This window comes from Micromonospora andamanensis, from assembly GCF_016863495.1.
GTDB classification, from domain to species: Bacteria; Actinomycetota; Actinomycetes; order Mycobacteriales; family Micromonosporaceae; genus Micromonospora; species Micromonospora andamanensis.
The window spans coordinates 1-25141 of record NZ_BOOZ01000039.1; the positions used below are offsets into that span (position 1 = coordinate 1).

General features: G+C 69.3%; 22 protein-coding genes and 2 pseudogenes. 10 read left to right on the top strand and 14 right to left on the bottom strand.

Annotated features, from left to right (window positions below; genetic code table 11):
• Positions 1 to 147 precede the first annotated feature (147 nt).
• Entirely contained in the window at positions 148 to 786 is a 639-nt protein-coding gene (locus Van01_RS25250) for an NADPH-dependent F420 reductase (protein ID WP_204012549.1), read from the bottom strand.
• 85 nt (positions 787 to 871) lie between these two features.
• Between Van01_RS25250 and Van01_RS25255 the strand changes: the two genes are divergently transcribed.
• A complete protein-coding gene (locus tag Van01_RS25255) occupies positions 872 to 1252 on the top strand; it encodes a winged helix-turn-helix transcriptional regulator (RefSeq protein ID WP_204012552.1) in 381 nt (126 codons plus the stop codon).
• An 8-nt stretch (positions 1253 to 1260) separates the two neighbouring features.
• Here Van01_RS25255 and Van01_RS25260 read toward each other — a convergent pair whose 3' ends face one another.
• The 7 genes from Van01_RS25260 to Van01_RS25290 all read right to left on the bottom strand — a co-directional run bounded on the left by Van01_RS25260 (position 1261) and on the right by Van01_RS25290 (position 9890).
• Positions 1261 to 2514 (bottom strand): iron-containing alcohol dehydrogenase, encoded by a 1254-nt coding sequence (locus Van01_RS25260; protein WP_204012555.1) that lies wholly within the window; start codon positions 2512 to 2514, stop codon positions 1261 to 1263.
• A gap of 273 nt (positions 2515 to 2787) precedes the next feature.
• Complete coding sequence (locus Van01_RS25265) at positions 2788 to 4248, bottom strand: NAD-dependent succinate-semialdehyde dehydrogenase (RefSeq protein ID WP_204012557.1); 1461 nt, start codon at positions 4246 to 4248, stop codon at positions 2788 to 2790.
• Between the two features lie 234 nt (positions 4249 to 4482).
• Positions 4483 to 5559, bottom strand: coding sequence for an ABC transporter ATP-binding protein (locus Van01_RS25270; protein ID WP_204012559.1), 1077 nt, complete (start codon positions 5557 to 5559; stop codon positions 4483 to 4485).
• Complete coding sequence (locus Van01_RS25275; protein ID WP_204012561.1) at positions 5559 to 6626, bottom strand: ABC transporter ATP-binding protein; 1068 nt, start codon at positions 6624 to 6626, stop codon at positions 5559 to 5561. The genes Van01_RS25270 and Van01_RS25275 overlap by 1 nt, the downstream gene beginning before the upstream one ends.
• Positions 6626 to 7537 carry a carbohydrate ABC transporter permease gene (locus tag Van01_RS25280; RefSeq protein WP_204012563.1) on the bottom strand — a complete coding sequence of 304 codons (912 nt, stop codon included), beginning with the start codon at positions 7535 to 7537 and terminating at the stop codon, positions 6626 to 6628. The genes Van01_RS25275 and Van01_RS25280 overlap by 1 nt, the downstream gene beginning before the upstream one ends.
• Entirely contained in the window at positions 7537 to 8382 is an 846-nt protein-coding gene (locus tag Van01_RS25285; protein ID WP_239099285.1) for a carbohydrate ABC transporter permease, read from the bottom strand. The genes Van01_RS25280 and Van01_RS25285 overlap by 1 nt, the downstream gene beginning before the upstream one ends.
• A gap of 101 nt (positions 8383 to 8483) precedes the next feature.
• Complete coding sequence (locus Van01_RS25290) at positions 8484 to 9890, bottom strand: extracellular solute-binding protein (protein WP_239099286.1); 1407 nt, start codon at positions 9888 to 9890, stop codon at positions 8484 to 8486.
• A 408-nt stretch (positions 9891 to 10298) separates the two neighbouring features.
• Here Van01_RS25290 and Van01_RS25295 point away from each other — a divergent pair, with 408 nt between their 5' ends.
• From Van01_RS25295 to Van01_RS25320, 6 genes are all read left to right on the top strand, one after another.
• Positions 10299 to 11042, top strand: a complete 744-nt coding sequence (locus Van01_RS25295; protein WP_239099287.1) for a GntR family transcriptional regulator — start codon at positions 10299 to 10301, stop codon at positions 11040 to 11042.
• Between the two features lie 88 nt (positions 11043 to 11130).
• Positions 11131 to 11700: a DJ-1/PfpI family protein gene (locus Van01_RS25300; RefSeq protein ID WP_204012572.1), complete on the top strand. Its 570-nt coding sequence runs from the start codon at positions 11131 to 11133 to the stop codon at positions 11698 to 11700.
• 7 nt (positions 11701 to 11707) lie between these two features.
• Positions 11708 to 12541 carry an alpha/beta fold hydrolase gene (locus Van01_RS25305; protein ID WP_239099288.1) on the top strand — a complete coding sequence of 278 codons (834 nt, stop codon included), beginning with the start codon at positions 11708 to 11710 and terminating at the stop codon, positions 12539 to 12541.
• Between the two features lie 203 nt (positions 12542 to 12744).
• Positions 12745 to 14013, top strand: a complete 1269-nt coding sequence (locus Van01_RS25310; RefSeq protein ID WP_204012574.1) for a glutaminase — start codon at positions 12745 to 12747, stop codon at positions 14011 to 14013.
• 235 nt (positions 14014 to 14248) lie between these two features.
• Positions 14249 to 14974 (top strand): flavodoxin family protein, encoded by a 726-nt coding sequence (locus tag Van01_RS25315; RefSeq protein ID WP_204012576.1) that lies wholly within the window; start codon positions 14249 to 14251, stop codon positions 14972 to 14974.
• A gap of 31 nt (positions 14975 to 15005) precedes the next feature.
• Positions 15006 to 15947 carry a DUF5996 family protein gene (locus Van01_RS25320; protein ID WP_204012578.1) on the top strand — a complete coding sequence of 314 codons (942 nt, stop codon included), beginning with the start codon at positions 15006 to 15008 and terminating at the stop codon, positions 15945 to 15947.
• A gap of 58 nt (positions 15948 to 16005) precedes the next feature.
• Here Van01_RS25320 and Van01_RS25325 read toward each other — a convergent pair whose 3' ends face one another.
• On the bottom strand, positions 16006 to 18753 hold the full coding sequence (locus Van01_RS25325) for a helix-turn-helix transcriptional regulator (protein ID WP_204012580.1): 2748 nt from the start codon (positions 18751 to 18753) through the stop codon (positions 16006 to 16008).
• 378 nt (positions 18754 to 19131) lie between these two features.
• On the opposite strand from Van01_RS25325, the gene Van01_RS25330 reads away from it, so the two are divergent.
• On the top strand, positions 19132 to 19440 hold the full coding sequence (locus Van01_RS25330; protein ID WP_204012583.1) for a GNAT family N-acetyltransferase: 309 nt from the start codon (positions 19132 to 19134) through the stop codon (positions 19438 to 19440).
• 70 nt (positions 19441 to 19510) lie between these two features.
• On the opposite strand, the gene Van01_RS25335 is transcribed toward Van01_RS25330, so the two are convergent.
• From Van01_RS25335 to Van01_RS25345, 3 genes are all read right to left on the bottom strand, one after another.
• Positions 19511 to 19981, bottom strand: coding sequence for a hypothetical protein (locus tag Van01_RS25335; protein ID WP_239099289.1), 471 nt, complete (start codon positions 19979 to 19981; stop codon positions 19511 to 19513).
• A gap of 55 nt (positions 19982 to 20036) precedes the next feature.
• A complete protein-coding gene (locus tag Van01_RS25340; RefSeq protein ID WP_204012589.1) occupies positions 20037 to 20420 on the bottom strand; it encodes a RidA family protein in 384 nt (127 codons plus the stop codon).
• Positions 20421 to 20528: 108 nt separating this feature from the next.
• Complete coding sequence (locus tag Van01_RS25345; RefSeq protein WP_204012592.1) at positions 20529 to 21410, bottom strand: helix-turn-helix transcriptional regulator; 882 nt, start codon at positions 21408 to 21410, stop codon at positions 20529 to 20531.
• A gap of 131 nt (positions 21411 to 21541) precedes the next feature.
• Here Van01_RS25345 and Van01_RS25350 point away from each other — a divergent pair, with 131 nt between their 5' ends.
• Both Van01_RS25350 and Van01_RS25355 read left to right on the top strand, forming a co-directional pair.
• Complete coding sequence (locus tag Van01_RS25350) at positions 21542 to 22447, top strand: oxidoreductase (protein WP_204012595.1); 906 nt, start codon at positions 21542 to 21544, stop codon at positions 22445 to 22447.
• 162 nt (positions 22448 to 22609) lie between these two features.
• A complete protein-coding gene (locus tag Van01_RS25355) occupies positions 22610 to 23437 on the top strand; it encodes an SAM-dependent methyltransferase (protein ID WP_204012597.1) in 828 nt (275 codons plus the stop codon).
• A gap of 204 nt (positions 23438 to 23641) precedes the next feature.
• Here Van01_RS25355 and Van01_RS33820 read toward each other — a convergent pair.
• Positions 23642 to 24604 (bottom strand): annotated as a pseudogene (locus tag Van01_RS33820) (AAA family ATPase); the annotation flags it as partial.
• A gap of 74 nt (positions 24605 to 24678) precedes the next feature.
• A pseudogene (locus Van01_RS33825) lies at positions 24679 to 25114 on the bottom strand (Clp protease N-terminal domain-containing protein); the annotation flags it as partial.
• Between the last annotated feature and the right edge of the window lie 27 nt (positions 25115 to 25141).

A 25141-nucleotide genomic window follows, 5' to 3' on the forward strand; every position in this document is an offset into this window, starting at 1 on the left:
TGAGGTGGCCGGTCTCGTGACGCCTACGAGAGCCGGGCGATGAACGGTCCCCGCGGCCTTAGGCCGCGGGGACCGGACATGCGCCACCCGACCCGTACGCCCTCACGTCTCTCGGAGCGTGTCTGGGGTAGGGCGTCGTGGGGCTCATCAGGGCTGGGGGAGGGGTTGGGCTACGGCGGGGATCGCGGACTGCGGGTCGACGGCGGCGAAGGCCAGCGTGATGACGAACCCGGCGACTTCTTCCAGTTGGCGGGCGCGGTCCAGTCCGCCGAGCACGGCGGGGATGCCTCCGATGTCGCGTACGAGTGAGCCGACAATCTCCACCGCTTCCGGGTCGTCGCCACACATCGCGACCGTGACCGGTGTCGGTGCGGGCGTGGTCCACTGTGTCGATGGGAACAGGTGCAGCGCTTTGACGACATGGGCGCCAGGGGCGAGGTCGGCGACGTGGTGCGCGATCGCGCGGCCGGGGTCGGTGCGTAGCACGCCGATGCCGTGATCGACGGCGTTCGTGGGGTCGATCAGGGGTTTACCGGCGAGCGTCCCGGCGGGCGCGCCGGCGGCGGTGAGAATGTCGGTGATGCCTTCCCAGTGCACGCAGAGCAGGACGACGTCGACGTGGTCGGCGATGTCGGGGAGCTGTCGGGCGTGGGCTCCGGACATGTTCGCCGCGGCGTCGGTGCGTTGGGGCGAGCGGCCGGCGATGCTGATGTCGTGTCCGGCCCGGGTCCAGGCGGTGGCGAGCGCCGTGGCGAGGGTTCCGGTGCCGAGGATTCCGATGCGCATGGCGTCAGACCCTAGGAAGTCTGATGCGAACCGATCAGGTCGTCACGCACCATCCGGTGCGCGTCGGCGGTGGGACGATTGTCGGATGTCTCGTGATACGGACAGCGGCTGCCTGGAGTTCGTGGCGGACTGCCGGCTGCGGATGGCAACGGACCTGTTCACGCATGTGTGGGATCCGGTGGTCCTGGCCGCTCTTGCCGCCGGCCCGCGACGTCGCCACGCGCTGCGGGCGATGATCGGCGGCATCAGCGACAAGGCACTCACCGAGGCACTGCACCGGTTGGACAGCAGCGGGCTTACCGAGCGCCTGTGGTACGCGCAGTCGCCCCCTCGGGTCGACTACGCCCTGACACCCCTCGGCCGAACCTTCGCCGACGGACCGATGCGCGCCCTCGCCGACTGGGTCACCCGGCACGGAGACGAACTCGTCGAGGCACAGCAACGGGTGCGCTCGACGTACACCTGACCCGGTCGTCAGGTGACGGGCCCGTCACGATCCCTGCTCGGAGTCAGGACGTGTCGGGTCCGCTCCCCGGCCCAGGCCGCTTCGAGGATCGCGGTCAGGCTGGCGGCGTCGGTCGGGCCCGGATGGTTCTGGATCAGGCGGGTGACGCCACTGGCCATCTCCGCGAAGCGCGGGAGGTCGGCGCGGGCCACGCCGATGTCGGCCAAGGTGGGCGGGATGCCGATGTCGGCGAGGAGCCGGTCGAGCCAGGTGAGGAACGCGTCTGCGGCCTCGGCATCCGAGGCGTCGGTCACGTCGAGCCCGCACACCCTCGCGAGGATCGCCAACCGGTCGCCGATGGCATCCCTGGCCGCGTCCAGCGCGTACGGCAGCAGCAGCCCGACGCCCAGGCCGTGCGGCGTGTGCGTGGCTGCGCCGATGGGGTACTGGAGGGCGTGCGGGGCCGCGTTGCCCGCGTGGGAGAAGGCGATTCCGGCGAGCATGGAGCCGTAGGACATGCCCGCCCGTGCGTCCGTGTCGCCGCCGTCCCTGACCGCACGACGCAGGCTACGGGCGATCCGCTCCGCGGCCAGGAGCGCGTAGTGGTCGGTGATCGGGTTGCGGCCGAGGAACACCTGCTCCACCGGGTCGCGCGGTCCGTGGGCCCGGGGTCGCGCGGTGTAGCTCTCCACCGCGTGACAGAACGCGTCGATACCGGAGTGGGCGGTGACGGTCGGAGGGCAGGTGTAGGTGAGTTCAGGGTCGACGATGGCGAAGTCGGGCACGATGTGGACGCTGGAAACCCCCACCTTCAGCTCGCGGTCGGGGTCGGTCAACACCGAGACGGGGGTGAGCTCGGAGCCGGTGCCTGACGTCGTCGGGACCGCGACGAGCGGAATCGTCGGCCCCGGCACCTTCGACTCGCCGTAGAAGTCGCGCGGCGTCCCACCGTGGCGCCGGATGACGCCGACGATCTTGGCGAGGTCGATCACCGTGCCACCGCCGATGGCGAGGATCACGTCGGCGTCCACCTCGGCGGCGACCGAGACGGCCAGGGCGACATCGGCGAGTGGCACGTCTGGAGTCGCGTCGGCGAACACCTCGACGACAGCAACCTCTTCCCGGACGGCGGCCACGATCTCGGCCACACTCGGCTGCCGGAAAAGTGCCTGATCGGTCACGACGAGGACTCGCGAGCCGATCTCGGCCACCACTCGTGGGATGTTCTGCGCGACCCCTTCGCCCACGATCAGCTGGCGCGGTCCGCGGACGGTCTCAAGCATGTCGGTGCCTCTCCGGAACGTCGGCGGCGATGTGCTGGGCGGACGTCCAGGTCAGCTGCGTGACCGGGACGGCGTCGGCGAGTTTGGCCGACCGGGTGACGCCAGCGTGCCCGCCGGGCGGCGTTGCGCACGCCGGCGCAGTGACCGACGTCCCGGGTGCCGGTGGCTTCGTGCCCGCTTCGGCCGGGGTCCCGTCCGCCGGGTGAAGACGGGCCGGGTGGCGTCCGCACAGGGCGCGGTGATTGCCGGTGTACGCCCGGAGCGGCAGGCCGGTCATGGGAGGTCGATCGCCGCGTAGGTGACGTCGAGGTATTCGAGGATGCCCTCGTGCGAGCCCTCCTTGCCGACCCCGGACTGCTTGACGCCCCCGAACGGGGCTGACGGGTCGGAGATCAGGCCACGGTTGATACCGATCATCCCCGTTTCCAGCCCCTCGGCGAACCGGAGCGCCCGCTGGAGGTCACTGGTGAAGACGTAACCGACCAGGCCGTGCTCGGTGTCGTTGGCCTTCGCCAGCACCTCGTCGTCGGACGTGAACGAGATGATCGGCGCGACCGGGCCGAAGATCTCCGCCCTGAGCATCCGCGCATCGTCGGGCACGTCGACGAGGACCGTGGGCGGGTAGAAGTGGCCCGGTCCGTCCGGACGCCTGCCACCCACCAGGACCCGGGCGCCCCGATCGACAGCGTCGGCGACCAGCCCGTCGATGGTGGCCACCGACGCCTCGTCGATCAGCGCTCCGACATCCACGCCGTCGTCGAGACCGTGACCCACCGAGAGCGCGCCCATCCGCTCGGCAAAGCGCGCCGTGAACTCCTCGCGCACCGGCTCCTCCACGTAGATCCGGTTGGCCGCGATGCAGGATTCCCCGATGTTGCGCATCTTGGCCACCATGGCGCCGTCGACTGCGCCGTCCAGGTCGGCGTCCGCGCAGACGATCAGGGCTGCGTTGCCGCCCAGTTCCATCGAGGTACGCAGTACGTTGTCAGCGGCCTGACGAAGCAGCACCCGCCCGACCTCGGTCGACCCGGTGAACGAGAGCTTGCGGGTCCGGGCGTCGGCCAGCAGTGCGGAGACCACCGCGCCGGAACGCTTGGTGGTCACCACGTTGACGACGCCCGGTGGGACGCCCACCTCCTCCATGATGCGGGCCAGGAGCAGCATGGTGAGGGGCGTCTGGCCTGCTGGCTTGGTGATCGTCGTGCAGCCCGCGGCCAGCGCCGGGGCGATCTTGCGGGCGCCCATGGCCAGCGGGAAGTTCCAGGGCGTCACGAACACGCACGGTCCGACCGGCTTCGGCACGGTGAGGATGCGATAGCCGCCTGCCGGAGCGGTGCTGTAGCGCCCTTCGACGCGCACCGCCTCCTCGGCGAACCAGCGGAAGAACTCGGCGCCGTACGCCACCTCTGCCCGGGCCTCGGCGAGCGGCTTGCCCATCTCCAGCGTGATCAGCCGGGCGATCTCCTCGGATCGCTCAATCAGTGCCCGGTACGTCGCGGTCAACAACTCTGACCGTCTCCGTGGTGGGGTCGCCGCCCACTGCCGCATTGCCGTGCTCGCCGCGTCCAGTGCCGCGAGTCCGTCCACGACGTCGGCGTCCGCCACCTCGGCGACGGTCTTGCCGGTCGCCGGGTCCTCGACGGCAAATGTGGCTCCGCTTGCGGCGTCGCGCCAGGCGTCGCCGATCCGGAGCCGCCGGTGCTCGGGGGCCAGGACGTTCATCGGGTCACTCATCGCGCCGCCTCCTGTGATCTTCTCGGTGTGTCGGCGTACCTCGGCGATCGCGCCGTGCGCGGAGGCGGGCGGTCACCCGCCCTCGTCGGGTGCCGAGCGGGTCGAACGTCGCAGTGGGCCGGTCTGCCCGGCGACACTCGGCGCGGTCGCCGGCTCGGGCCACGGCCGTCTCGGCGGTCCGTCGAGGTTCGATCGCCGCGTGCGGGCGCATGGTGCCGTCGCCGCCCGACGCGGTTACCGCCCGGCCTCGGACAGCGACAGCCCGGTGTCCGCATCGAACAGGTGCGCACGGTCCAGGTCGACAGTGACCTGCAGCTGCTCGCCCGGCGTACCGGTGACTGTGGGTCGTGCCTTGACCTTGAGGATCTCCGTCCCCACCCGGACGTCGACCACCGTCCGGTCACCGAGTGGCTCAAGCCCGTAGAGTTCCCCGGACAACGACGCGTGCCCACGTCGCTCGACGGACATATCCTCCGCGCGCAGGCCCAGCAGCAGCGGACGACCGTCCTCAGCCGTGGTCCAGCGGGGTCGCGGCAGCGTCCAGCCCTGCGCACCGATCAGTCGGTCTCCCTCGGCGTGGCAGGGGAGCAGGCTGATCGGTGGGCTCCCGACGAATCCGGCGACCCATTGGTTGGCGGGACGCTCGTACACCTCGGTCGGCGTGCCGACCTGTTGCACCTTCCCCTCCTTGAGGACCGCGACCTGGTCGGCCATGGACAGGGCCTCGACCTGGTCGTTCGTCACGTAGAGGAAGGTCGCTCCGAGGCTGCGGTGGATGCGGGTGAGTTCGGTGCGCATCTCGACGCGGAGCTTGAGGTCGAGGTTCGTCAGCGGCTCGTCCATGAGAAACGCGCGTGGGCGACGGACCAGCGCCCGGGCCAGGGCGACCCGCTGCATCTCACCGCCCGACAACTGCGCGGGACGACGCTGCAGCAGCCGTTCGATGTGCAACAGGCTCGACATCCGCTCGACGGCAGCGGCGATCTCGGCTGCCGAACAGCGGCGGGCGCGCAGCGGCGAGGCGATGTTCTCGTACGCCGTGTGTCGCGGGTAGAGGGCGTAGTTCTGGAAGACCATGGCCAGGTCCCGCTCGGCCGGAGCGTCAGCTGTCGCGTCCCTGCCGTCCAGACGCACCGACCCGGCGTCAAGCTTGTCCAGACCGGCGATCGCTCGTAGGGTCGTCGTCTTGCCTGCCCCGGAGGGCCCGAGCACGACGAAGAACGAGCCGTCCGGCACGTCAAGCGTCACCCCGTCGAGGGCCTGAACTTTGCCGAAGGACTTGCACAGCCCCTGCACTGCCACGGTTCCCATCAGGCCACCAGCTCTTCCGTGCTCACGTCGTAGACCACAGGGGTCCCCCCGGTGTGCCGCAGCCCGACACGTGCGTCAGCGGCGAAACGGACAGTCGGTGGCATCCGGACCCGGACGTCACGCTGGCCGCCGTGGTCGACCACGTAGATGATTTCGTCGCCCAGCCACTCCACCGAGACCACGCGGGCCGGAACCGAATCCTCCGCCCCTGGTTCGGTGACTTCCAGCGCCTCCGGCCGGACGCCGGCGACCAGGTGACGGTCGCGCGGCAGGCCTGGCGGTGGCGTGAGGACCAGCCCGCCCTGGCCGCGCAGCTTCCCGTCGGCCACCTCCACCTCGATCAGGTTCATCGGCGGGGAGCCGATGAATGCGGCGCAGAAGAGACTCGCCGGCCGGTCGTAGACCTCCAGCGGCGTACCGATCTGCTCGACGCGGCCCTTGTTGAGGATGGCGATGCGATGCCCGAGCGACATGGCCTCGACCTGGTCGTGGGTGACGTAGACCATCGTCGCCCCCAGTTCCCCCTGCAGGTGCTTGATCTCCGTGCGCATGTCCGCCCTCAGCTCCGCGTCCAGATTGGTGAGCGGTTCGTCCATGAGGAATGCGCGCGGTCGTCGTACCAGGGCGCGAGCCAGCGCGACGCGCTGCTGCTCCCCGCCGGACAGCTGGCGCGGTCGCCGGTCGAGCAGCGGACCGAGCCGCATCAGCCGGGCGGCCTCGGCGACCCGCTCGCGCACCTCCGCCTTGGGCAGTCCCTCGGCCCGCAGGGGGAACGCCAGGTTGTCGCGGGTTTTCAGATGCGGGTAGAGAGCGTAGAACTGGAACACCATGGCGATGTCGCGCTCGGCCGGCGGCAGGTCGTTGACAAGCGTGTCGCCGATGCGGATGTCACCTGTCGTCTGCCGCTCCAGTCCGGCTATGGCCCGCAGCGTGGTCGTCTTGCCGCAACCCGACGGGCCGAGCATCACGAAAAGCTCGCCGTCGCCGATGGACAGGTCCACGTGATCAACCGCGACCGTCCCGTCCGGGTAGCGCTTGTGCAGGGCTTTCACCTCGATGTCCGCCATCAGCGTCGCACCGCCCCGAGCGTCACACCGGCGATGAGGTGCTTGCGCACCAGGTAGGCGAAGACGAGCACAGGTAGGGCGAACACCACGGAGGCGGCGGCCACGAGACCCCAGTCCGTCGTGGTGCCACCGATGAGGCCGGCGATGGCCGGTGGAGCCGTCCGTACGTCGTCGCTGGAGGTGAGGAAGATGGCGAACACGAACTCGTTCCACGAGAAGATGAGAGCGAAGACCGCCGTCGCGGCGATGCCGGGCACGAGCAAAGGCAGGGTGTATCGCCAGAACGCCTGCAGACGGGTGTAGCCGTCGAGCATGGCGGCGTCCTCGTACTCCGCGGGCACCTCGTCGACGAACCCCTTCATCATCCAGATCGTGAACGGGACGTTGAACGCGGTGTAGATGAGGATCAGTCCGAGTTTGCTGTCTATGAGCCCGAGCTGGCGGTACATGAGGAAGATCGGGATCACCACCACCACCGGCGGCATGAAGCGGGTGGACAGGATGAAGAACAGTTGGTCCTTCTTGGCCCTCACGGCGAAGCGCGAGTAGGCCCAGGCCGCCGGGACCCCCAGCACGGTGGCCAGCAGCGTGGAGACCCCGGCGACCACCGCGGAGTTGAGGAACGCGACGGACAGGTCCGAACGGCCGCCGTCGGGAGCGACGAACACGTCCTTGAAGTGGTCCATCGTGACGGTGAAGCCGAAGAACTCGGCCGGGACGGCGTAGACGTCCCGGTTCTCCTTGATGGACGTCTCGATCATCCACAGCACCGGGAAGAGCATCACGACGGCCAGCGCGGTCAGCAGCGCGACCTCCAGCACGGACCGACCCCGGCCGCCGAAGCGGCGTGCGGGCGGCGTGCGGTCCCGGGCCGGGCCTGTGGACACGGCCTCGTCGACGGAGACGGCCATCAGCCCTCCTTGAGCTTGTTCAGGTAGCGCAGGTAGAGCTGCGTGAGAACGATGACGACGAGGACCATGAGGATCCCGTACGCCGAGGCGGTCCCGGTGTTGAAGCCCAGAAACGCCACCTTGTAGACGTGGAACGACAACGTCTCGGTGGAGACACCCGGGCCGCCGTTGGTGAGGATGTAGACGAGGTCGAACAGCCGGAAGGCCTCGATGGACCGGAACAACACGGCGATGAGCAGCAGCGGCCACACCAGCGGAAGAGTGATGGTGCGGAACCGGAACCACTCGGAGGCCCGGTCGATGGAGGCGGCCTCGTACAGGTACTTGGGCACCGCGGTGAGGCCGGCGAGGGCGATGAGCATGATGAACGGTGTCCATTGCCAGGTGTCGACCACGATCAGGGAGATCAACGCCGTTCGCTGTCGGGTGAGCCACTCCACCTGCCCCAGGCCGAGCGAGCCGAGCATGCTGTTGATCACGCCGAACTGCGCGTCGAGCATGAATCGCCAGAACAGCCCGACCACGACCGGCGACAGCATCATCGGGACCAGGAACAGGGTGGTCAGCACGCCCCGCCCGTGCGCGCGCCGGGAGATCAGGTAGGCGATGCCGAAACCGAGCACCGTCTGCAGGGTGACCGCGCCGACCACGTAGATCAACGTCGTCAAGGCCCGCTGGTGGACCTGCGCCGACGTCAGGATGGCTGTGTAGTTCGCGAACCCGATGAAACGGGCGGGCCCTCCGCGGGTGGCCGAGTAGTCGGTGAAGGACAGGTACAACGCCCACAGCAAGGGGAACACCGACATCCCGAGCAACAGCAGCAGCGCGGGGGAAATGAAGGTCACGGCGAGCACGCGGTCGCTCAGCCGGCGGGACCGACCCGGTGCAGGTGGCGGCGCGGACGCCACCTGCCCGGGGTGGTCGGTAGTCAGAGGGACGGGGTCACTCACAGCCCGCCGCCGCCCTTGCGGCTGCTGGAGTCGAGCACGCTCTGCTGCTCCTTCGCGATGTCGTTGAGCGCATCCGTGGGCGTCTTCGCACCGTTGAGTGCCGCGTTCACGTTCGTGTTCTCGATGTCGACGAGGCGTGCGTACTCCGGCACGTTCCACATGTCGCGCATCCGTGGCACCGAGTCGGTGTACACCTGGTTGAACGGCCCGGCGTTGAGGAACTCGGGCGATTCCAGGGCATCCGTACGCGACGGCACGCCACCAGCCGCGGCCCACTTCTTCTGGACATCAGCGCGCTGGAACCACTTCATGAAGTTCAGGGCCTCAGCCTGGTTCGCCTCGGGGGAGTAGGCCGACACGTGCATCCCCATACCGCCGAGCGGGACCAGGTTGGTCTTCTGGCTCGGCAGGGTGGCAAAACCCAGCTTGTCGAGGATCTGCTCCCGCGTGGTGCCGAGTGTCGACTGCTCCGGATCGAGCAGTCCACCGCTCGCGGCGATCCAGTTGAACGCGATACACGCCTTGCCCTGGGCGACCGCGGCGTTGACCTCGTCGATGAACCAGTTGCCGGATCCCCTGGCGGTCAGCGGCTTCATCTTGTTGACCAGGACGTCCATCGCCTCCTGGCCCGCAGCGTCGTTGAGGACGCCGTCGATCTTGCGCGTCTTGGAGTCCCACAGGTTGCCGCCGTAGACGCCGTTCACCGTGTTGTAGGTGACGGCCGCTGCGTCGGAGCCGTTGGCCTGGTGGAAAGCCAGGCCGCTGACGCCCGGGTTGTCCGCCTGGCACCTCTCGGCGACTGAGATCATCTCGTCCCAGGTCTGCGGTGGCTTGTCGCCGATCAGGTCCTTGCGGTAGATCATCGTCCAGGTGTCGCCGAGCAGCGGAAGTCCGTACAGGCTGGCGTTCTCGTCGCGCTTGCCGGTCTCCGCCTGGGGGAACTGGCCGTAGGCCGCGAGGAGGTACGGGTTGTAGGCATTGACATCGATGTTGCTCTTGACGAAGTCGGTGATGTCGAGGATGTTGCCGTTTGTCACGGCCTCGCCGATGTGTTGCGAGTCCAGGATCGCGATGTCGAAGTCGGTCTTGCGCGCGGCGAACTGGGTGAACATGGCGTCGTGCCAGTTCGCGTTCGGCACGGTGTTGACCTTGACCGTGGTGTTCGGTCGCTCCTTCTTGTACTCCGCGTTCGCGAAGGCTTCCAGCGCCTGGGCGGGCGGCCACTCGAACCAGATGAAGCTGAGGGTCAGCGGGTCCGTGGTGAGCTCCGGGATGGTCGCCGGCGCCTTGGGGGCGCTCGCCGCCCCGCCGCCTTCCTCGCCATCGCCGCACGCGGCCACGGTCGTGGCCATCAGCAGCATGGCCGCCGTCGCCAGCTGCACCCTTCGGCTGGGCACTGACATTCGTCGTATTCGCTGTTGATGCCGCATCTTCTCGCCTGCTTTCTGGGGTGGGGACTTCTAGAACCTCGCTATGTGCTTCGCCGAGCAGGTGCTGGGTTGTCCAGGCGTGTTGCCGGGCTGCCGCGGAGGGCCGGCGTCACGAGTGCGCCGCGATCTACTGGATCTTCGCGCCGTCGAGAAGTCCTCCGGCCCGGCTGCGGGCGGGCGGTGAACCGAGCAGGACGTCGAGCACGCTCATGGGAGCTCCAGGTGATCGAAGTAGAGCGATCGCGGGCGGCTCCGCGACGGTGCGCGATGGCGGTCATCCGCCATTTTTCCTATACGATCCGGGTGGTGCGTCAGCATGTCGCAGAGTTGTGACTGATGTCAACAGGTTCCGGAAGACGCAAAGAGAGGCCTCACGTCACGATGGACGACGAAGGAATGATCGCGCGGGGCCGTCGGGCCGTGACGGGCGGAACGCCACCGGGAAGATCTGGCGGCCGGCTTGCCGACGAGGTGTACGACACGCTGCTCGGACAGCTGATGTCGCTGCGGATCGAGCCTGGCTCCCGCGTGACCATCGACGTCCTGGCGCGCGAGCTGGGGGTCTCGCAGACGCCGATCCGAGACGCGCTGAACCGGATGGAGGCCGAGGGCCTGGTCGTGCGGGTGCCCCACGCCGGCTACCGCATTCCCCCTCAGATCACCCGTCACCGGTTCGAGGACATGCTCGAGGTCCGCCTGCTCCTCGAGCCGGCTGCGGCGCGCAGATCCGCCGAACGCGCGTCCTCGGAGCAGGTGGCCGGTCTGCGGCGAATGCTTGCGGAGATGGCGGAGCTGGAGGGCGGCAGCGGGCCCACGGCCTACGGCGCCTTCGGTCTACGCGACGCCGCCTTTCACGATCTCGTCGCGCTGAGCGCGGAGAACCAGGTCATCCGGGAAGCGCTCGCGCGCCTGCACAGTCACGTGCACCTCTTCCGGCTGCACCACGACGCCCAGGTCACTCACCTGGCCATGGCCGAGCACGAGGAGATCGTGGCCGCGATCGCCGCGCGTGACCCCGACGCCGCCGCCTACGCGATGCGTCGGCACATCCTGCGCTCCGGCGAGCGTTTCCGGCGATTGTTTGACGAAGCCAGGGACGCGAATGGCGTAGCGCTGGAGGCTTGACGGGCGGGCTGGGCCGGGGAATGCTGAGTCAATCGGATCGGATCGTATTGGATCTACCTCACCGGCCACCAGATGCGAGGAGAAGCAGGTGCCCAGAGCGCTGCTCCTGACCGGCGACGCCGCCGAGGAACTCGACACCATGTATCCCTACTACCGCGTCCAGGAGGGCGGCTGGGACGTCGACGTCTCGTCACGGACAAGGCGTGACGTGCAACTTGTCATCCACGAGTTCGACCCCAACTCCGACGCCTACGTGGAGAAGAACGGCCGGAAGCTGCCGGTCGACGTGCCCTGGGCCGAGGTCGACGTCGAGCGCTATGACGCCCTCATCATCCCCGGAGGACGCGCACCGGAGTGGATCCGGGTCGACGCCGACGTCAGGCGCATCACCGAGCACTTCTTCGCGCGCAACCTCCCCATCGCGCTTGTGTGCCACGGCGCGCAGGTACCAGCGGTGTACGGGCTGCTGAAGGGTCGGAAGACGGCGTGCTTCCCACCCATCACCGGCGACATGGAGAACGCTGGCGCGACAGTCATCGACGCCCCCGACGTCGTGGACGGCAACCTCGTCTCCTGTCGGGGCTGGCCGGACATGCCGCAGTTCGGCAAGGCGATGATGGAGGTCTTCTCGAAGTCAGTCGACCCCGCCTCGGCATGAGTACACCTTGCCCGACCCGCTGACGACACTTCGGACCGTCACCGTCGACGGCTTCCCCGTCCACGTCCTGGAGAGCGGCACCGGACCTGCGGTGCTGATGCTGCACGGCTCCGGGCCCGGCACGACCGGGTCCGGTGCCTGGGCTGTGACGGCGCAGGCGCTGGGCACGGCCTTGCACCTGGTGGCTCCTGACCAGGCGGGGTTCGGTCGTACCCCTGTCCCGGCGGGCGCCCGGGGTGGGCTCCGACTGTGGACGGAGCAGGCCGCGGGCCTGATGGATGCCCTCGGCATCGACCACTACGCCGTGGTGGGTCACTCCATGGGCGGCGCGGTGGCGCTGGCGTTGGCGGCCGCGCGCCCCCAGCAGGTCACCCGGGTGGTGGCGGTCGCGACGATGGGCGCCCCCGGAGCGCCGCTCTCCGCTGAGCTCGACGCGCTCTGGGCCGCCCCCGCCGGCCCCGTGGGGGCACGGGACATGCTGAGTCGCCTCGTCCTCGACCAGGCGCTGGTGACCGCGTCGGCAGTCGAGGCCCGGGCGGCTGCGATGCGAGCGGGGGCGGCGGCGTACGCGTCGCTGTTCCCTCCACCCAGGGCACGATGGGTCGACGATCTCACCCTCTCGGCGTCAACGCTGGCAGCGATCCGCGCGCCGGTGCTGCTCGTGCACGGCGCCGAGGACCGGGTCACCCCGCTCGAGACGGCAGCCCTGCCCCTACTCGGACACCTGGCCGATGTCCGTCTGCACGTGTTCGGTCGATGCGGGCACGTGCCGGCCATCGAGCACCCGCACGAGTTCAGGGAACTGCTGTCCTGCTTCCTCCGCCGCGACCACAGTCACTGATTTCCCGGGGCAGATCCGCAGCTCCGTGCTCGGACAGCCCAGCACGCCGATGCGCCGGCTCCCGCGCGGTCGGTGCCCGCCTCAAGCCCGGGACTGCTGCAGGAGAACCGGATGTCGAGCTGCGAACCCTCACCGCGGCCTGCCAGGCTGCTGGTGCGCGAGGCCCCGCACCGGCAGCCTCCGCGGGAACCCGAGGAGGACGAATGCGGTCAGTCGTTCCCGACTATCTGGCTGAGGTGCTTGGAGATGCCGAATCGGACACCTCCGGGGCGCAGGCGGGGTACATTCCCGAGCTCGCGACAGCTGATCCGGACCGCCTCGCAGTGGTCTTCGCCACGGTCGACGGCACGGTCCACGGTGCCGGCGACGTCGATGCCGCGTTCACGATCCAGTCGATCTCGAAGCCCTTCGTGTACGCGATGGCGCTCTCCGATCGCGGCTTCGACCGAGTACTCGCCAAGGTCGGGGTCGAGCCGTCTGGGGAGGCGTTCAACGAGATATCCCTTGAAAGCGAGACGGGCCGTCCCCGCAATCCGATGATCAACGCTGGCGCGATCACCGCTCACTCACTCGCCGGACCGGAGAACCTGAAGCCCGTCGAGCGGGTCGACCGCGTCGTTCAGGGGCTGTCGGCGTTCGCGGGCCGTCAGCTGACGGTCGATGAGACGGTGTGCGGATCCGAGATGGAGAACGCGCACCGCAACCTCGCCATCGCGCACATGCTCCGCAGCCACGACATCCTCACCGAGGATCCCCGGACCGTCGTCGACGGGTACATCCGTCAGTGCTCGGTGCTCGTGACCACCCGGGATCTGGCGATGATGGCGGCGACCCTGGCCAACAGTGGCGTGAATCCCCTCTCGAACGAGCAGGTGGTGGACGCGGCGGTGGTGCGCCAGGTCCTGAGCGTCATGGCCACCTGCGGAATGTACGACGCCGCCGGCGACTGGGCCACGCAGGTCGGCATCCCGGCGAAGAGCGGGGTGGCCGGGGGACTGATCGGTGCACTCCCTGGACAGCTCGGCATCGCCACCTTCTCGCCGCGGCTGGACCGGCACGGCAACAGCGTGCGTGGAGTGTCGCTGTTCGAGCGGTTCTCGTACGACATGGGGTTGCATGTGATGGAGGTCCCTCCCGCGGCGCGCGCGGTCGTGCGTTCCAATCGGGTACGCGGCGGTGGAGCGGACGCGACCCGGGTTCTCCGGCTGCAGGGCGGGATCCGCTTCGCGGGAGCCGAGCGGATCGTTCGCGAACTCGTGGAGAACGCGCCTGCGGAGCCCCGAGTGGTCCTCGACGTCTCGCTTGTGCACTCCATCGACGATGTGGCCCGACGGATGCTTCTGGAGGTGGCGCGTCGGCTGACGCTTGACGGTCACGAGGTCTGTCTCGTCGATCCGGAGACGATGATCCCGGATCCGGATCCCGGCGATGGCGGCCGACTCACGGTCATCGACGTGCTTGACCACGTGTGATCGCCGGCGTCCTTGAGCGCGCTGGCCGGCAGGACCGACCGATTTACCGGCCGATCCGGCGCGGGCCGCAGCGTCCGACACTCGTTGGGTGGACCCCACCGGGCGCGCCGCTGCGCCGGGCAGCCCGGCCCTGTCCTGCCGGATCCTTCGTGCGGACCGACCGACGTCCAGCTGCGAGGGACCTTCGTGTCGACCGACGAGCCCACGGCACGACCGACCACCAGGGAAGGACCCCATGACCGCGACGGGGATTGCGAAGCCCGATTTCACCTGGTTGCGCGCGATGTACATTAACTGCACCCTCAACCGTTCCCCGGGGCGTAGCCACACCCAGGGGGTGATCGACCGCAGTGTGGCGATCATGGAGGCGAACGGGGTCAGCGTGGACCAGATCCGCGCCGTCGACCATGACATCGCCACCGGCGTGCGTCCCGATATGACCGAGTACGGATGGGAAACCGACGAATGGCCAGCGCTGCTGACCCGGGTGCTGGCAGCCGACATCCTGGTCATCGCCGGACCGATCTGGCTCGGCGACAACAGTTCGGTGACCCGTCGGGTGATCGAACGGCTCTACGGCTACTCCGGCGTCCTCAACGAGCAGGGCCAGTACGCCTACTACGGGCGGGTCGGTGGCTGCCTGCTCACCGGCAACGAGGACGGTCTGAAGCACTGTGCGATGAGCATCCTCTACAGCTTGCAGCACATCGGCTTCACCGTCCCGCCGCAGGCCGATGCGGGTTGGCTCGGTGAGGTCGGCCCGGGGCCCTCCTACCTCGACGAGGGCTCCGGCGGGCCGGAGAACGACTTCACCAACCGCAACACCGCGTTCATGACCTACAACCTGCTCCACCTCGCGTCGATGATCCGTCGTGCAGGTGGATTCCCGGCCTACGGCAACCAGCGCACTGCCTGGGACGCAGGAGCTTATCCGGACGCCGCCAACCCGGAGTACCGCTGATCATCAGACAGCGCCAAGGATGTGACTGAGCATGACAAGCCCGGCAACGATGAGCTGGCCGAGCCTGCGGGTCTCGGACTGGACCGCCACCCGCGAGACCCTGCACATGTGGACCCAGATCGTGGGCAAGATCCGCATGGCCCACGCTCCGCTGCTCAACCACTGGTGGCAGGTGACCCTGTACGTGAGCCCGCGCGGGTTGACGACGTCGACGATCCCGTACGGCACGGGCGCCTTCGAGATCGAGTTCGACTTCCTCGATCATCGGCTCGACGTTCGCACCAGCAGCGGCGGCGCGCGGAGCCTCCCGCTGCGGCCGATGTCGGTCGCCGAGTTCTACTCGCGGGTCATGGCCATGCTCGACGAACTCGGGATCGAGGCACCGATCCGGCCGCGCCCCAACGAGGTCGATCCGGCGATCCCGTTCGCCGAGGACCACCAACACGCCTCCTACGACGGTGCGGCGGCCGCCCTGTTCTGGCGACAACTGTTGCAGGCGAACCGGGTGATCGGCGAGTTCCGGTCGCACTTCGTGGGCAAGGTCAGTCCGGTGCACTTCTTCTGGGGCGGGATGGACCTGGCCTGCACCCGCTTCTCCGGCCGGTCGGCCCCACCGCACCCCGGGGGCATGCCCAACTGCGGGGACTGGGTCATGGTCGAGGGGTACTCCCGGGAACTGTCCAGCTGCGGGTTCTGGCCCGGCGGCGGCGAGGAAGGCGCTTTCTACTCCTACGCCTATCCGACACCCGACGGGTTCGCCGAGCAGCAGGTCGGCCCCGAAGGCGCTTATTTCAGTACCGAGTTCCAGCAGTTCCTGCTGCCGTACGAGGCCGCCCGCGCCGCACCGGACCCGGACCGCGCGGTCGCCGAGTTCCTCCGCACCACCTACGAAGCCGCTGCGGACCGGGCGAACTGGGACCGCTCCGCGCTGGAGGACGACCCGACCCGGTGGCACCAGAAAGGTGCTCGATGAGGACCAAGAGCCAACCGGTGCCCGGTAGGTCAACGGCGTACGGTCGGACCGGTCGTCGCTAGCGCAGCCGCAGATCTCCATCGAAGTCGATCCTGGCCAGCTCGGTGCGGGAGGTGATGCCCAGCTTGGGGTAGACGCTGGCCAGGTGGTGTCCGACAGTGCGTGGGCTGATCAACAGCTGCGCCGCGATCTCCCGGTTCGTCAGACGATCCGCGGCCAACTGCGCGACCCGCAGTTCCTGCGCGGTCAGCCCGGCAGCGGTCGGAGGATCGGTCCCGCGAGGTGCGGCCCGCCGGTCGGTCAGCGCCTGCTCGCGCAGCGCCCGCACCCGCAGTGGGTCCGCGCCCAGGCGCTCGAAGGTCTCCGCTGCTGCGGCGAGCTGGGTACTGGCGTCGGCCCGGCGACGCGCCCGCCGCAGCCACTCCCCGTACAGCAGCCGGGTGCGGGCGTACTCGAACGGTTGCTCCGCCGCTCCCGCGACGTCCAGGGCGGCTCGGAACGACGCCTCGGCCGCCGATCCACCCTGGGCGAGGGCCGTGAGGCGGTGGCCGGCCGTGCGGGCCCAGGTCGCACCGGTACGCTGCGCCCACTCCCGCACCATGGCGACCTGAGGCCCGACGACGTCGCCGCTGCCCACCTGCACCGCCGCTTCGACGGTGTCCGGGGCGGCGAGCAGCGCGAAGGTGCTGTGGGCGGCGTCGTGGCCGGGCTCGACGAGGCACAGCAGGTCGCTCAGCGCCTCCTGGGGACGACCGTCGAACAGCGCCGCTCGTCCACGGATCCAGTACGCCGACGCGCTGAGCGCCCGTACGCCGCGCGGCACCGAGACCCGCAGCATCCGACAGGTGTGCTCCTCGACCGCGCGATGGTCGCCGCGAGCGGCAGCCAGCAGGCCGAGGCAGCTGCGACTCTGCGTGGCGAGGTGATCCGCCCCGACCTCCTCGGCCAGTCGCAGGCCCTCGATCGCCGCCATCTCGGCGGCGTCCCACCGGCCCGCAGCGGTGTCGAGGACCGCGATCTGGGCCAGCACCAGCGCCAGCGCGGTGAGCTCGTGCCGCCGCCGCAGCTGTGCGGCCTGCACACGCAGCACGTCGAGCAGGCCACCGTCGATGCCCCAGGCCTGGACCAACGGCACGGGCGGCAGCAACTCCCACGCGGCAGTACCAAGCTGACCGACGATGTCGCCGGCCAGGTTCCGGGTCGTCGGGGTGGCCTCGCCTGTCAAGTCGTAGCAGGACCACCAGTTCTCCAGCACGGGCATCAGCCCCGATACCGCGGCGTCGGCGGCGGTGTCCACGGCCCGCACCCGTCGTAGCGCCTCCTGTTGGAGGTCGGACCGGCCGGCCGACCAGGCGGCGCGGACCGCCACCGTGCCCAGCTCCACGGCGCGGCGAATCTCGGGTACCGCGGCCATGTCACTGGTCAGGTAATGGTGGGCACGCTCGGGCATGCCGTGTGCGAATTCGAGGATCCCGCGCAGTCCGCCGCTCAGCCGGACGACGGGAAGCACACCGCTGAGGCGTTCAGCATCGTCGAGCAACTGCCGCGCCGCCTCAGCGTTGCCGGCGTGCCACGCGGCGCGGGCGGCGGCGGCCAGCCGGCGCGCGGCATCCGCTGGCGCCGGGGACAGCTCCGCGGCCCGACGCAGTGTACGAGCCGCAATCGGACCCGCACTGCGTCGCAGGCACTCCTCGGCGGCGTGCTCCAGCAGTGCGGCGACGTCCTCGTCCGGCCCGTCGGCAGCGGCTGCCAGGTGCCGAGCCCGCTCCATCGTGGCGTCCCGCGGCAGGGCCGCAGCCAGCGCCTGGTGCACAGCTTGCCGTTCCGCGAAGGGGGAACCGTCGTAGATGGCTGCCGGGATCAGCGGGTGCCGGAACTCCAGGCGGGTCCCCGAGGCATGGAGCAGGCCCGAACGCAGAGCCTCGTCCCAGGCGGACGTGTCGACGCCCCAGACGGCCCCGGCCCGGTGCACGACGTGCCTGTCGCCGCGACCCTCGGCGGCGGCCAGCAGCAGCAACGCCCGGGTCGACGGTTTCAGGGCCTCGGCCCGTGCGCAGAATGCCCGCCGCAACCGTGGGCCCACCGGCACCGGGTTCCCGGCGGGCGGAAGGGTCGCCTCGTCGTCGGTCTCCCGATCGAGGGTGGGCAGTTCGTGCAGCGCCAGCGGGTTGCCACCCGCCGCCCGCACCGTCCGATCGGCACGTGCCGCGTCGATCCCCGGCACGACAGCGGTCAGGAGCTGGCGCGCGTCCTCGTCGGCCAGACCTCCGACCCAAAGGGCCGGCAACCCCTCCCACGGCCCCGAGGCGGGATCCTCGTGCCCGGTCAGCAGCACCGCGACCGGCTCCGTCGCCAGTCGCCGGGCGACGAACCCAAGGCACAGCGCGCTCGCCTCATCGACCCACTGGGCGTCGTCCACCACGACCAGCACCTGTCGCTCCCGCGCAAGACCGGCGAGCAGCGACAGTACGGCCGCGCCGATGAGGAAGCGGTTGGCCGGGTCCCGGCTCATTCCCAACGCCCCCCGCAACGCCGCGGCCTGCGGGGTGGGGAGCGTCTCCAGCCGATCCAACACCGGCCACAGCAACTCGTGCAGCGCCGCGAACGCCAGCCCCGCCTCCATCCGAGTGCCCCGACACCGCAACACCGTCGCGTCGGACGCCGCCGCGACGGCGTACTCCAGCAGAGCGGTCTTGCCGATGCCCGGTTCACCCCACAGCACGAGCCCGGAACCAGCGCGGTCCGCCGCCCGCTCCAGCAGCCGGTTCAGCACCGCGGTCTCGGCGCGCCGTCCGAACAGTTCCATGTCCCCCTCCGCCCGACCGCGATGACACAGCCGGTCAAGGCTATAGCCCGGTCCGCCCATCGTGAGATGACCGATCTGCCGGCCGATCCGCTTCGCCCACGCTGCCGCACACTCGTTCCTGTGACCCCCCGCACCAGGTCGTACTGTCGAGGTTCCCGGCATTCCGGTTCGTCCGAGCACGGTCGCCACGACGAGCGCGTCCCCCATGACAGCGCGGCTGCGCCCGAGGCGTCAGTGACGCAGTGTCACGATCCCGGGTGACGTGGTGTCACTGTTCGTAGTCGGTGGGCACCGGATACTTGGGGCTGGCCGGGACGGCATCCACCGGACCACCGTGCCGGTCAGCCCGCAGCGGAGCTGAGACCAGATGGAGAACACATGGCATTGAACGTTAAGGATGTCCCCGAAACCAGCAGGTACGAGGCTCGGTTCGAGGGAGAGTCCACGGTTGCGGGGATCGCGCAGTACATCCGCACCAAGGAACTCATCGCGTTCGTACACACCGAAGTTTCACCGGAGTACGAGGGCAGGGGAGTGGGGGCGGCGCTGGTCCGCGCCGGCCTCGACGATGCCCGCGCCGCGCGCCTGCTGGTCCTGCCCACCTGCCCATTCTTCGCGGGCTGGATCGCCCGGCACCCCGAGTACCAGGACCTGGTGTACCAGTCCCGCAGCAGAGTCAGCGACTGAACGACATGGCGCGGCCGCGGTGGAGATCGCCGGGCGGCAGATCAGGAGTGACCGTCCTCTGGACAGGGACTCAGTGAGGCAGCCTCGCCACCCAGTCAAGCACCAGGTCGACATCCGCGCGAGTCCACCCGATTGCCGGGTCGATCGAGACGAGCAGAGTCGGCGCGGTGCGCTGATCGGCCCACTGGCGGCCCGCCGGGGTGTGGTTGTCGTCTATCCACGCCGCCGGCCGGTCACCAACGACGGCGTCGATCGCCGGCACCTTGAGCTCAGGTGCGAACGGCGCCGGGGGTAAGCGGACCACGGGCAGTGGCTTGACCCCCAGCAAGGGAAGGTAGAGCTCGTTGGCGTCCTCGCCCCAGCCGGTCGCCCACCACAACTCTCCGGCAGCCGCCAGCTCACTGATCCAGGCACCGTGGGCGACGCAGTAGCGCTCGGCACCCTCGCCCTCGAAGAGCACACGTTCCTGGTAATCGTCAGGGCAGGAGGATGCGGCAAACGGATTCAGCACCCCATCCAGGTCGAGCAGGAGGACTGGCACTGATCGATCCATGAGCTGCAGCTTATGGCCGGCCCGGCAGCCGAGCCAGTCCCCGTCAGATGACGGCGAGTGCCTCGATCTCTACCCGAAATGCCGGGTTGATGAGCCCTTTCACCTGAACCAGCGAGCTTGCTGGCGGAGCTGAATGATCCAGGTATTCGTCGCGCACCTTTCGGAATACGGCCAGGTCGTCCAGGTCGGTGAGGTAGACGGTCAACTTGACCACCCGAGCGAAGTCGGAACCGGCGGCTTTCAGGGCGACCTCCAGATTGCGGAACACCTGCCGCGTCTGCTCCTCGGGGTCGTCGATGCCGACCGCGCGGCCATGCTCGTCCATCGGAACCTGGCCTGATACTGCTACGACGGTGCCGGAAAACGACACGACGTGGCTGTAACCGTTCACCGGGGGCAGTCCGTCAGGCCGCTGAAAATGGTTCATGCGATCACCATAGGCGGGAGCGAAAAGACGCGATGGACCGAGCCGGTGGGCTCGTGGACTCGTGGGGTGGCGGCGAATTCTGTTACGTCCTGCCGAGGGTCTTGTCGTTCATCCGGCAGACCGCCAATCGGTAGCGCAGGCGGTCGCGTGCAACGACGCCAGCAATTGCAGCCGGTCGGCGTCGGGGCTGCCCGGCTCGGCGGTGAAGACGAGCATGACGGAGCCGGGGTTTCCCGGTAGGGGATAGGTGTCCCAGTCCAGGACGATGTCGCCTACCTCGGGAACCCGGAAGGTCTTGGTGCCGCTCACCGACTCGCGTACGTCGTGCTGGGCCCACAGCCGCCGGAACTGGGCGCTGCGGATGCTCAGTTCACCGACGATCGCGGCGGCGCGTGGGTGGGTGGGGTCGGTGGCGACTGCGGCGCGCATCATGCCGATGTAGTCCAGCGCCTGCCGCTCCCAGTCCGGGCAGCGACGGTCGCCGGTCAGCGCGTCGTCGAACAGCAACAGGAGCATGTTGAGCCGGTCGGTCGGGTAGGCGTCCGGGTCGCCGAGCAGCGCCTGCGCCATCGGGTTCCAGTCGAGCAGGTCGAGATGCCGGCCGAGGATGACAGCAGGAGTGTCCATCACCCGCAGCAGGCGCCGGGTGCCCTCCGGCACCCGCTCCGGATCGCGGTTCACCTGGGCGGGCAGCGACCGGCGGGCCGCGTGGGCCAGGGTGAACAGGTGCCGACGTTCCTTGTGGTCGAGGCCGAGCGCGCCGGCGAGCGCGTCCAGGACGTCGTCGGACGGGCGTACCTCCCGGCCCTGTTCGATCCGCTGGTAGTAGTCGGTGCTCAGCCCGGCCAGCAGGGCCAGCTCCTCGCGCCTCAGCCCGGTGACCTTGCGCCGGCCGCCCGGCTCCAGACCGACGTCGTGTGGACGCAGCCGACCACGCCTGGCGCGTAGGAAGTCGCCGAGTTCACGAGCGTACGGATGTGGGCTGTTCATGCCGCAAGTGTGCAGCGGCCCGGGCCACCGAAGGTAGGTCCCGCAGACCTAGGCAACCGAGTACGACTGAACCCGCCCGGATCGCTCCTACCGTCGACCGACCAGCGCACCGACATCTCCAGGAGCCGCAGATGACCGGATGGACCACCGACCAGATCCCCGACCAGGACGGTCGGGTTGCCGTCGTGACCGGCGGGAACTCGGGCCTCGGCCTGGTCACCGCCACCGAGCTGGCCAGCCACGGCGCGCACGTCGTGCTCGCCGTTCGCAACACCCTCGCCGGTGAGGAGGCCGCCCACCGGATCTGCGGCGACGTCGAGGTACGCGAGCTGGATCTGGCCTCCCTCGCCTCCGTGCGGGCCTTCGCGGCGAAGCTGGCCGGCGACCACCCGGCGATCGACCTGCTGGTCAACAACGCCGGCATGGTGCTGCTCGGCCCGCGCCGCACCTCCGCCGACGGATTCGAGCTGCACCTGGCCAGCAACATGCTTGGCCACTTCGCACTGACCGGCCTGCTGCTCGGGAACCTGGCCGCGGCGCGGGAAGCACGCGTGGTCAGTCTCAGCTCGATCACCCACAAGAACGCGCACCTGGACTTCGATGACCTGATGTTCGAACGTGACTACCGGGCAGCCGCCGCCTACGGCCGGTCCAAACTCGCCACCACGGTCTTCGGCATCGAGCTGGACCGTCGCCTGCGCGCCGCCGGAGCACCTGTCGTCAGCACGCTGGCCCACCCCGGTCTCACCCGCACCAACCTGACTCCGCGTGCCTGGGAGCACCGGGGCCGGTTCGGCAGCCTGATCGCGCGGGCCGGGCTGCTGGCGACCCAGCCGGTGGAGCAGGGCGCGCTGCCGCAGTTGCGCGCCGCGACCGAGCCCGGTGTACGGGGTGGCCAGTTCTTCGGACCGTCCGGGCTCTGGGAGACGCGGGGCAGGGTCACCGAGGCCCGGCTCAGCCGGGAGGCCACCGACCCGGCCGTCGGCAGGCGGCTGTGGGCGGCGGCCGAGGACCTGACCGGCGTCACCTACCCCTGACCTGCGACTGTCATTGGCCATGTAGCCATTCCGGATCGCCGATTCATTGGGAGCGATACCACCGGGGCGACAATCTGCACCGTCCGATCGCTACACTCCCGGACATGGTCCGGGGCCGCCCAACAGGACCCGGTGCGTTGATCAGATCGGATGGAGACGCCATTGACCCGCGACGAGGCCGCACCCCCCGGAATCGACCTCGCCGTTCCCAGCGTGGCGCGGGTCTACGACTACTTCCTGGGCGGTAAGGACAACTTCGAGGTCGACCGGAAGGTCGCCGAGCACGCCCTGCGGATCACCCCGGACGGGCCGGCCGCCGGCCAGGCGAACCGGGCCTTCCTGCGCCGGGTGATCCGGTTCCTCGTCGCCGAGGCCGGCATCGACCAGTTCCTCGACATCGGGTCGGGGCTGCCCACTCAGGGCAACGTGCACGAGGTCGCCGCCGAGCACAACCCGAGCGCCCGGGTGGTGTACGTGGACAACGACCCGATCGTCCTGACGCACGGGCGGGCCCTGCTCGCCGCGGAGGGCACGGCGACGGTGATCCAGGCCGACATCCGGCGACCGCAGGAGATCCTCGACCATCCGGACGCTCGCCGGTTCCTCGACTTCGACAGGCCGATCGGGCTGCTGCTCTTCGCGATCCTGCACCACCTCGGCGACGACGAGGCGCCGGGAGCGGTGTCGGCCGAGTTGATCGAAGCGCTGCCGTCGGGCAGTTACGTGGCGATCTCGCACTTCCGTGATCCGGGTGAGCGGGACCCGGAAGGCTCCCGTAAGGCCCGTGAGGTCGAGCGGGTCTTCAACGAGTCGCTGGGCACCGGCCGCTGGCGTACCGACGAGGAGATCCTCTCCTTCGCCGACGGGCTGACGGTGCTGGAGCCGGGGCTGGTGCCGCTGGCCGAGTGGCGTCCGGATCCGAGCTCGCCCGCGCCGAAGCAGACCGACACCTACCACACCTTCGTCGGACTACTCGCCCACAAACCGTAGACAGTGCCGGCGTAGCCGCCGATCATCGTCAGCATTCCGGTGCCGGCGGAACCGGTGCGGCCCGCGATCAGCGGAACCGGGTCAGCTCATGGCCCAGACATCGTCGTCGTCTGGGAAGACGTTGGCGGCAGCCGAGTTGCTCGGCAGGTCGGAGGAGGTCGGCGCGGCTGACTCCTCGTCGATACGATCTCGCAACGTCTGCTCGACCACGAGGCGGACGCTGTCGTCGTCGACCTCCGGGACGACGTCGTCGCCCGACTGCCACTCCAACTCCCGTTGCGCGATCCGCTCAAGCAGTTGTTTCTCCTTGTCGCGCAACTGCGTCGCGCTTTCGAAGTCCTGCGCGTCGATCATCGCCTCCTTCTCCCGGCGTACCTGAGCGCAGTGCTCGTCGAGTTCGAGCAGGTCAGGCGGGCGCGCCATCCGCGCGACCCGTACCTGGGCGCTGGCCTCGTCGATGAGGTCGACGGCGTTGGCAGGCAGGCGGCGCTCGTGGAAATACCTGTCGGCCAGCCGCACCGCCTCGGACAGCGCCGAGTCCGTGATGCTGACCCGGTGGTGCGCCTCGTAGCGGTCGCGTAGCGCGACGAGCATGTCGTAGGCGGCCCGTGGGCTCGGTGGCGCGACGGTGATCTCCTGGAGAAAGCTGATCAGGCGGGGGTCGTCGCGCATGATCCGCCGGACGGTGTCGGCCGACCCGGTGGAGATGAGCTGTATCTCCCGGCCGGCCAGCAGGGCGCGGATCGTCCCCCAGACGGTCGCCGCGTCACCGCGCGGCGTACCAAAGATGAGCTCAATGTCCTCCACGAACAACAAGGTGTCTCCGCTGGTGCCGCGCAGGGCCAGGTGGACATCTCTGAGCCGCTCCTCCATCTCACCGTGCGAGCGCGAGCCGGCCGTGAGAGCAGCCAGGTCGAGGGCGTACAGCTGCTTGTCCCTGAGAGTGTCGAGCACCTCGCCCTTGGCGATTCTCTGCGCGAGCCGTTCGACAACTGCCGACTTGCCGACACCTGGCTCGCCGATCAGCACCGGGTTGTTCTTGGCGCGGCGTGACAGTACCTGCACCACTCGCTCGACCTCCCTGTCCCGGCCGACCACCGGGTCGAGCCTGCCCTCACGAGCGGCCCGGGTCAGGTTCCGTCCGAACTGGTCGAGCACCCGGTCGGTCGGCGGGGTGGGCACGATTACGGTGACGCTCGGCGTGGCAGACTCGTTGCCGCCGGGCGTCGGGGCACCGCCCGGCCGCCCGACGAGCAGGTTGATCACCTGACGGCGAACGAGGCCGAGCTCCGCGCCGAGCTTGATGAGTACCTGGGCACCGACTCCCTGGCCCTCGCGGATCAACCCGAGCAGGATGTGCTCCGTGCCGATGTAGTTGTGGCCGAGCTGCAGCGCCTCCCGCAGCGACAGCTCCAGCACCTTCTTGGCCCGCGGCGTGAACGGGATGTGTCCCTCTGGCTCCTGCTGACCCCGGCCGATGATCTCCTCGACCTGGTGGCGGACGCCTTCCAGCGAGACTCCGAAGCTCTCCAGCGCCGTTGCCGCCACGCCCTCACCCTCATGGACCAGACCCAGCAGGATGTGTTCCGTACCCATGTAGTTGTGGTTGAGTGCCCGGGCATCTTGCTGGGCCAGGATCACGACCCGCCGTCCCCGGTCGGTGAACCGTTCGAACATCGGGGCTCCTTCGCTGGCAAAGATGCG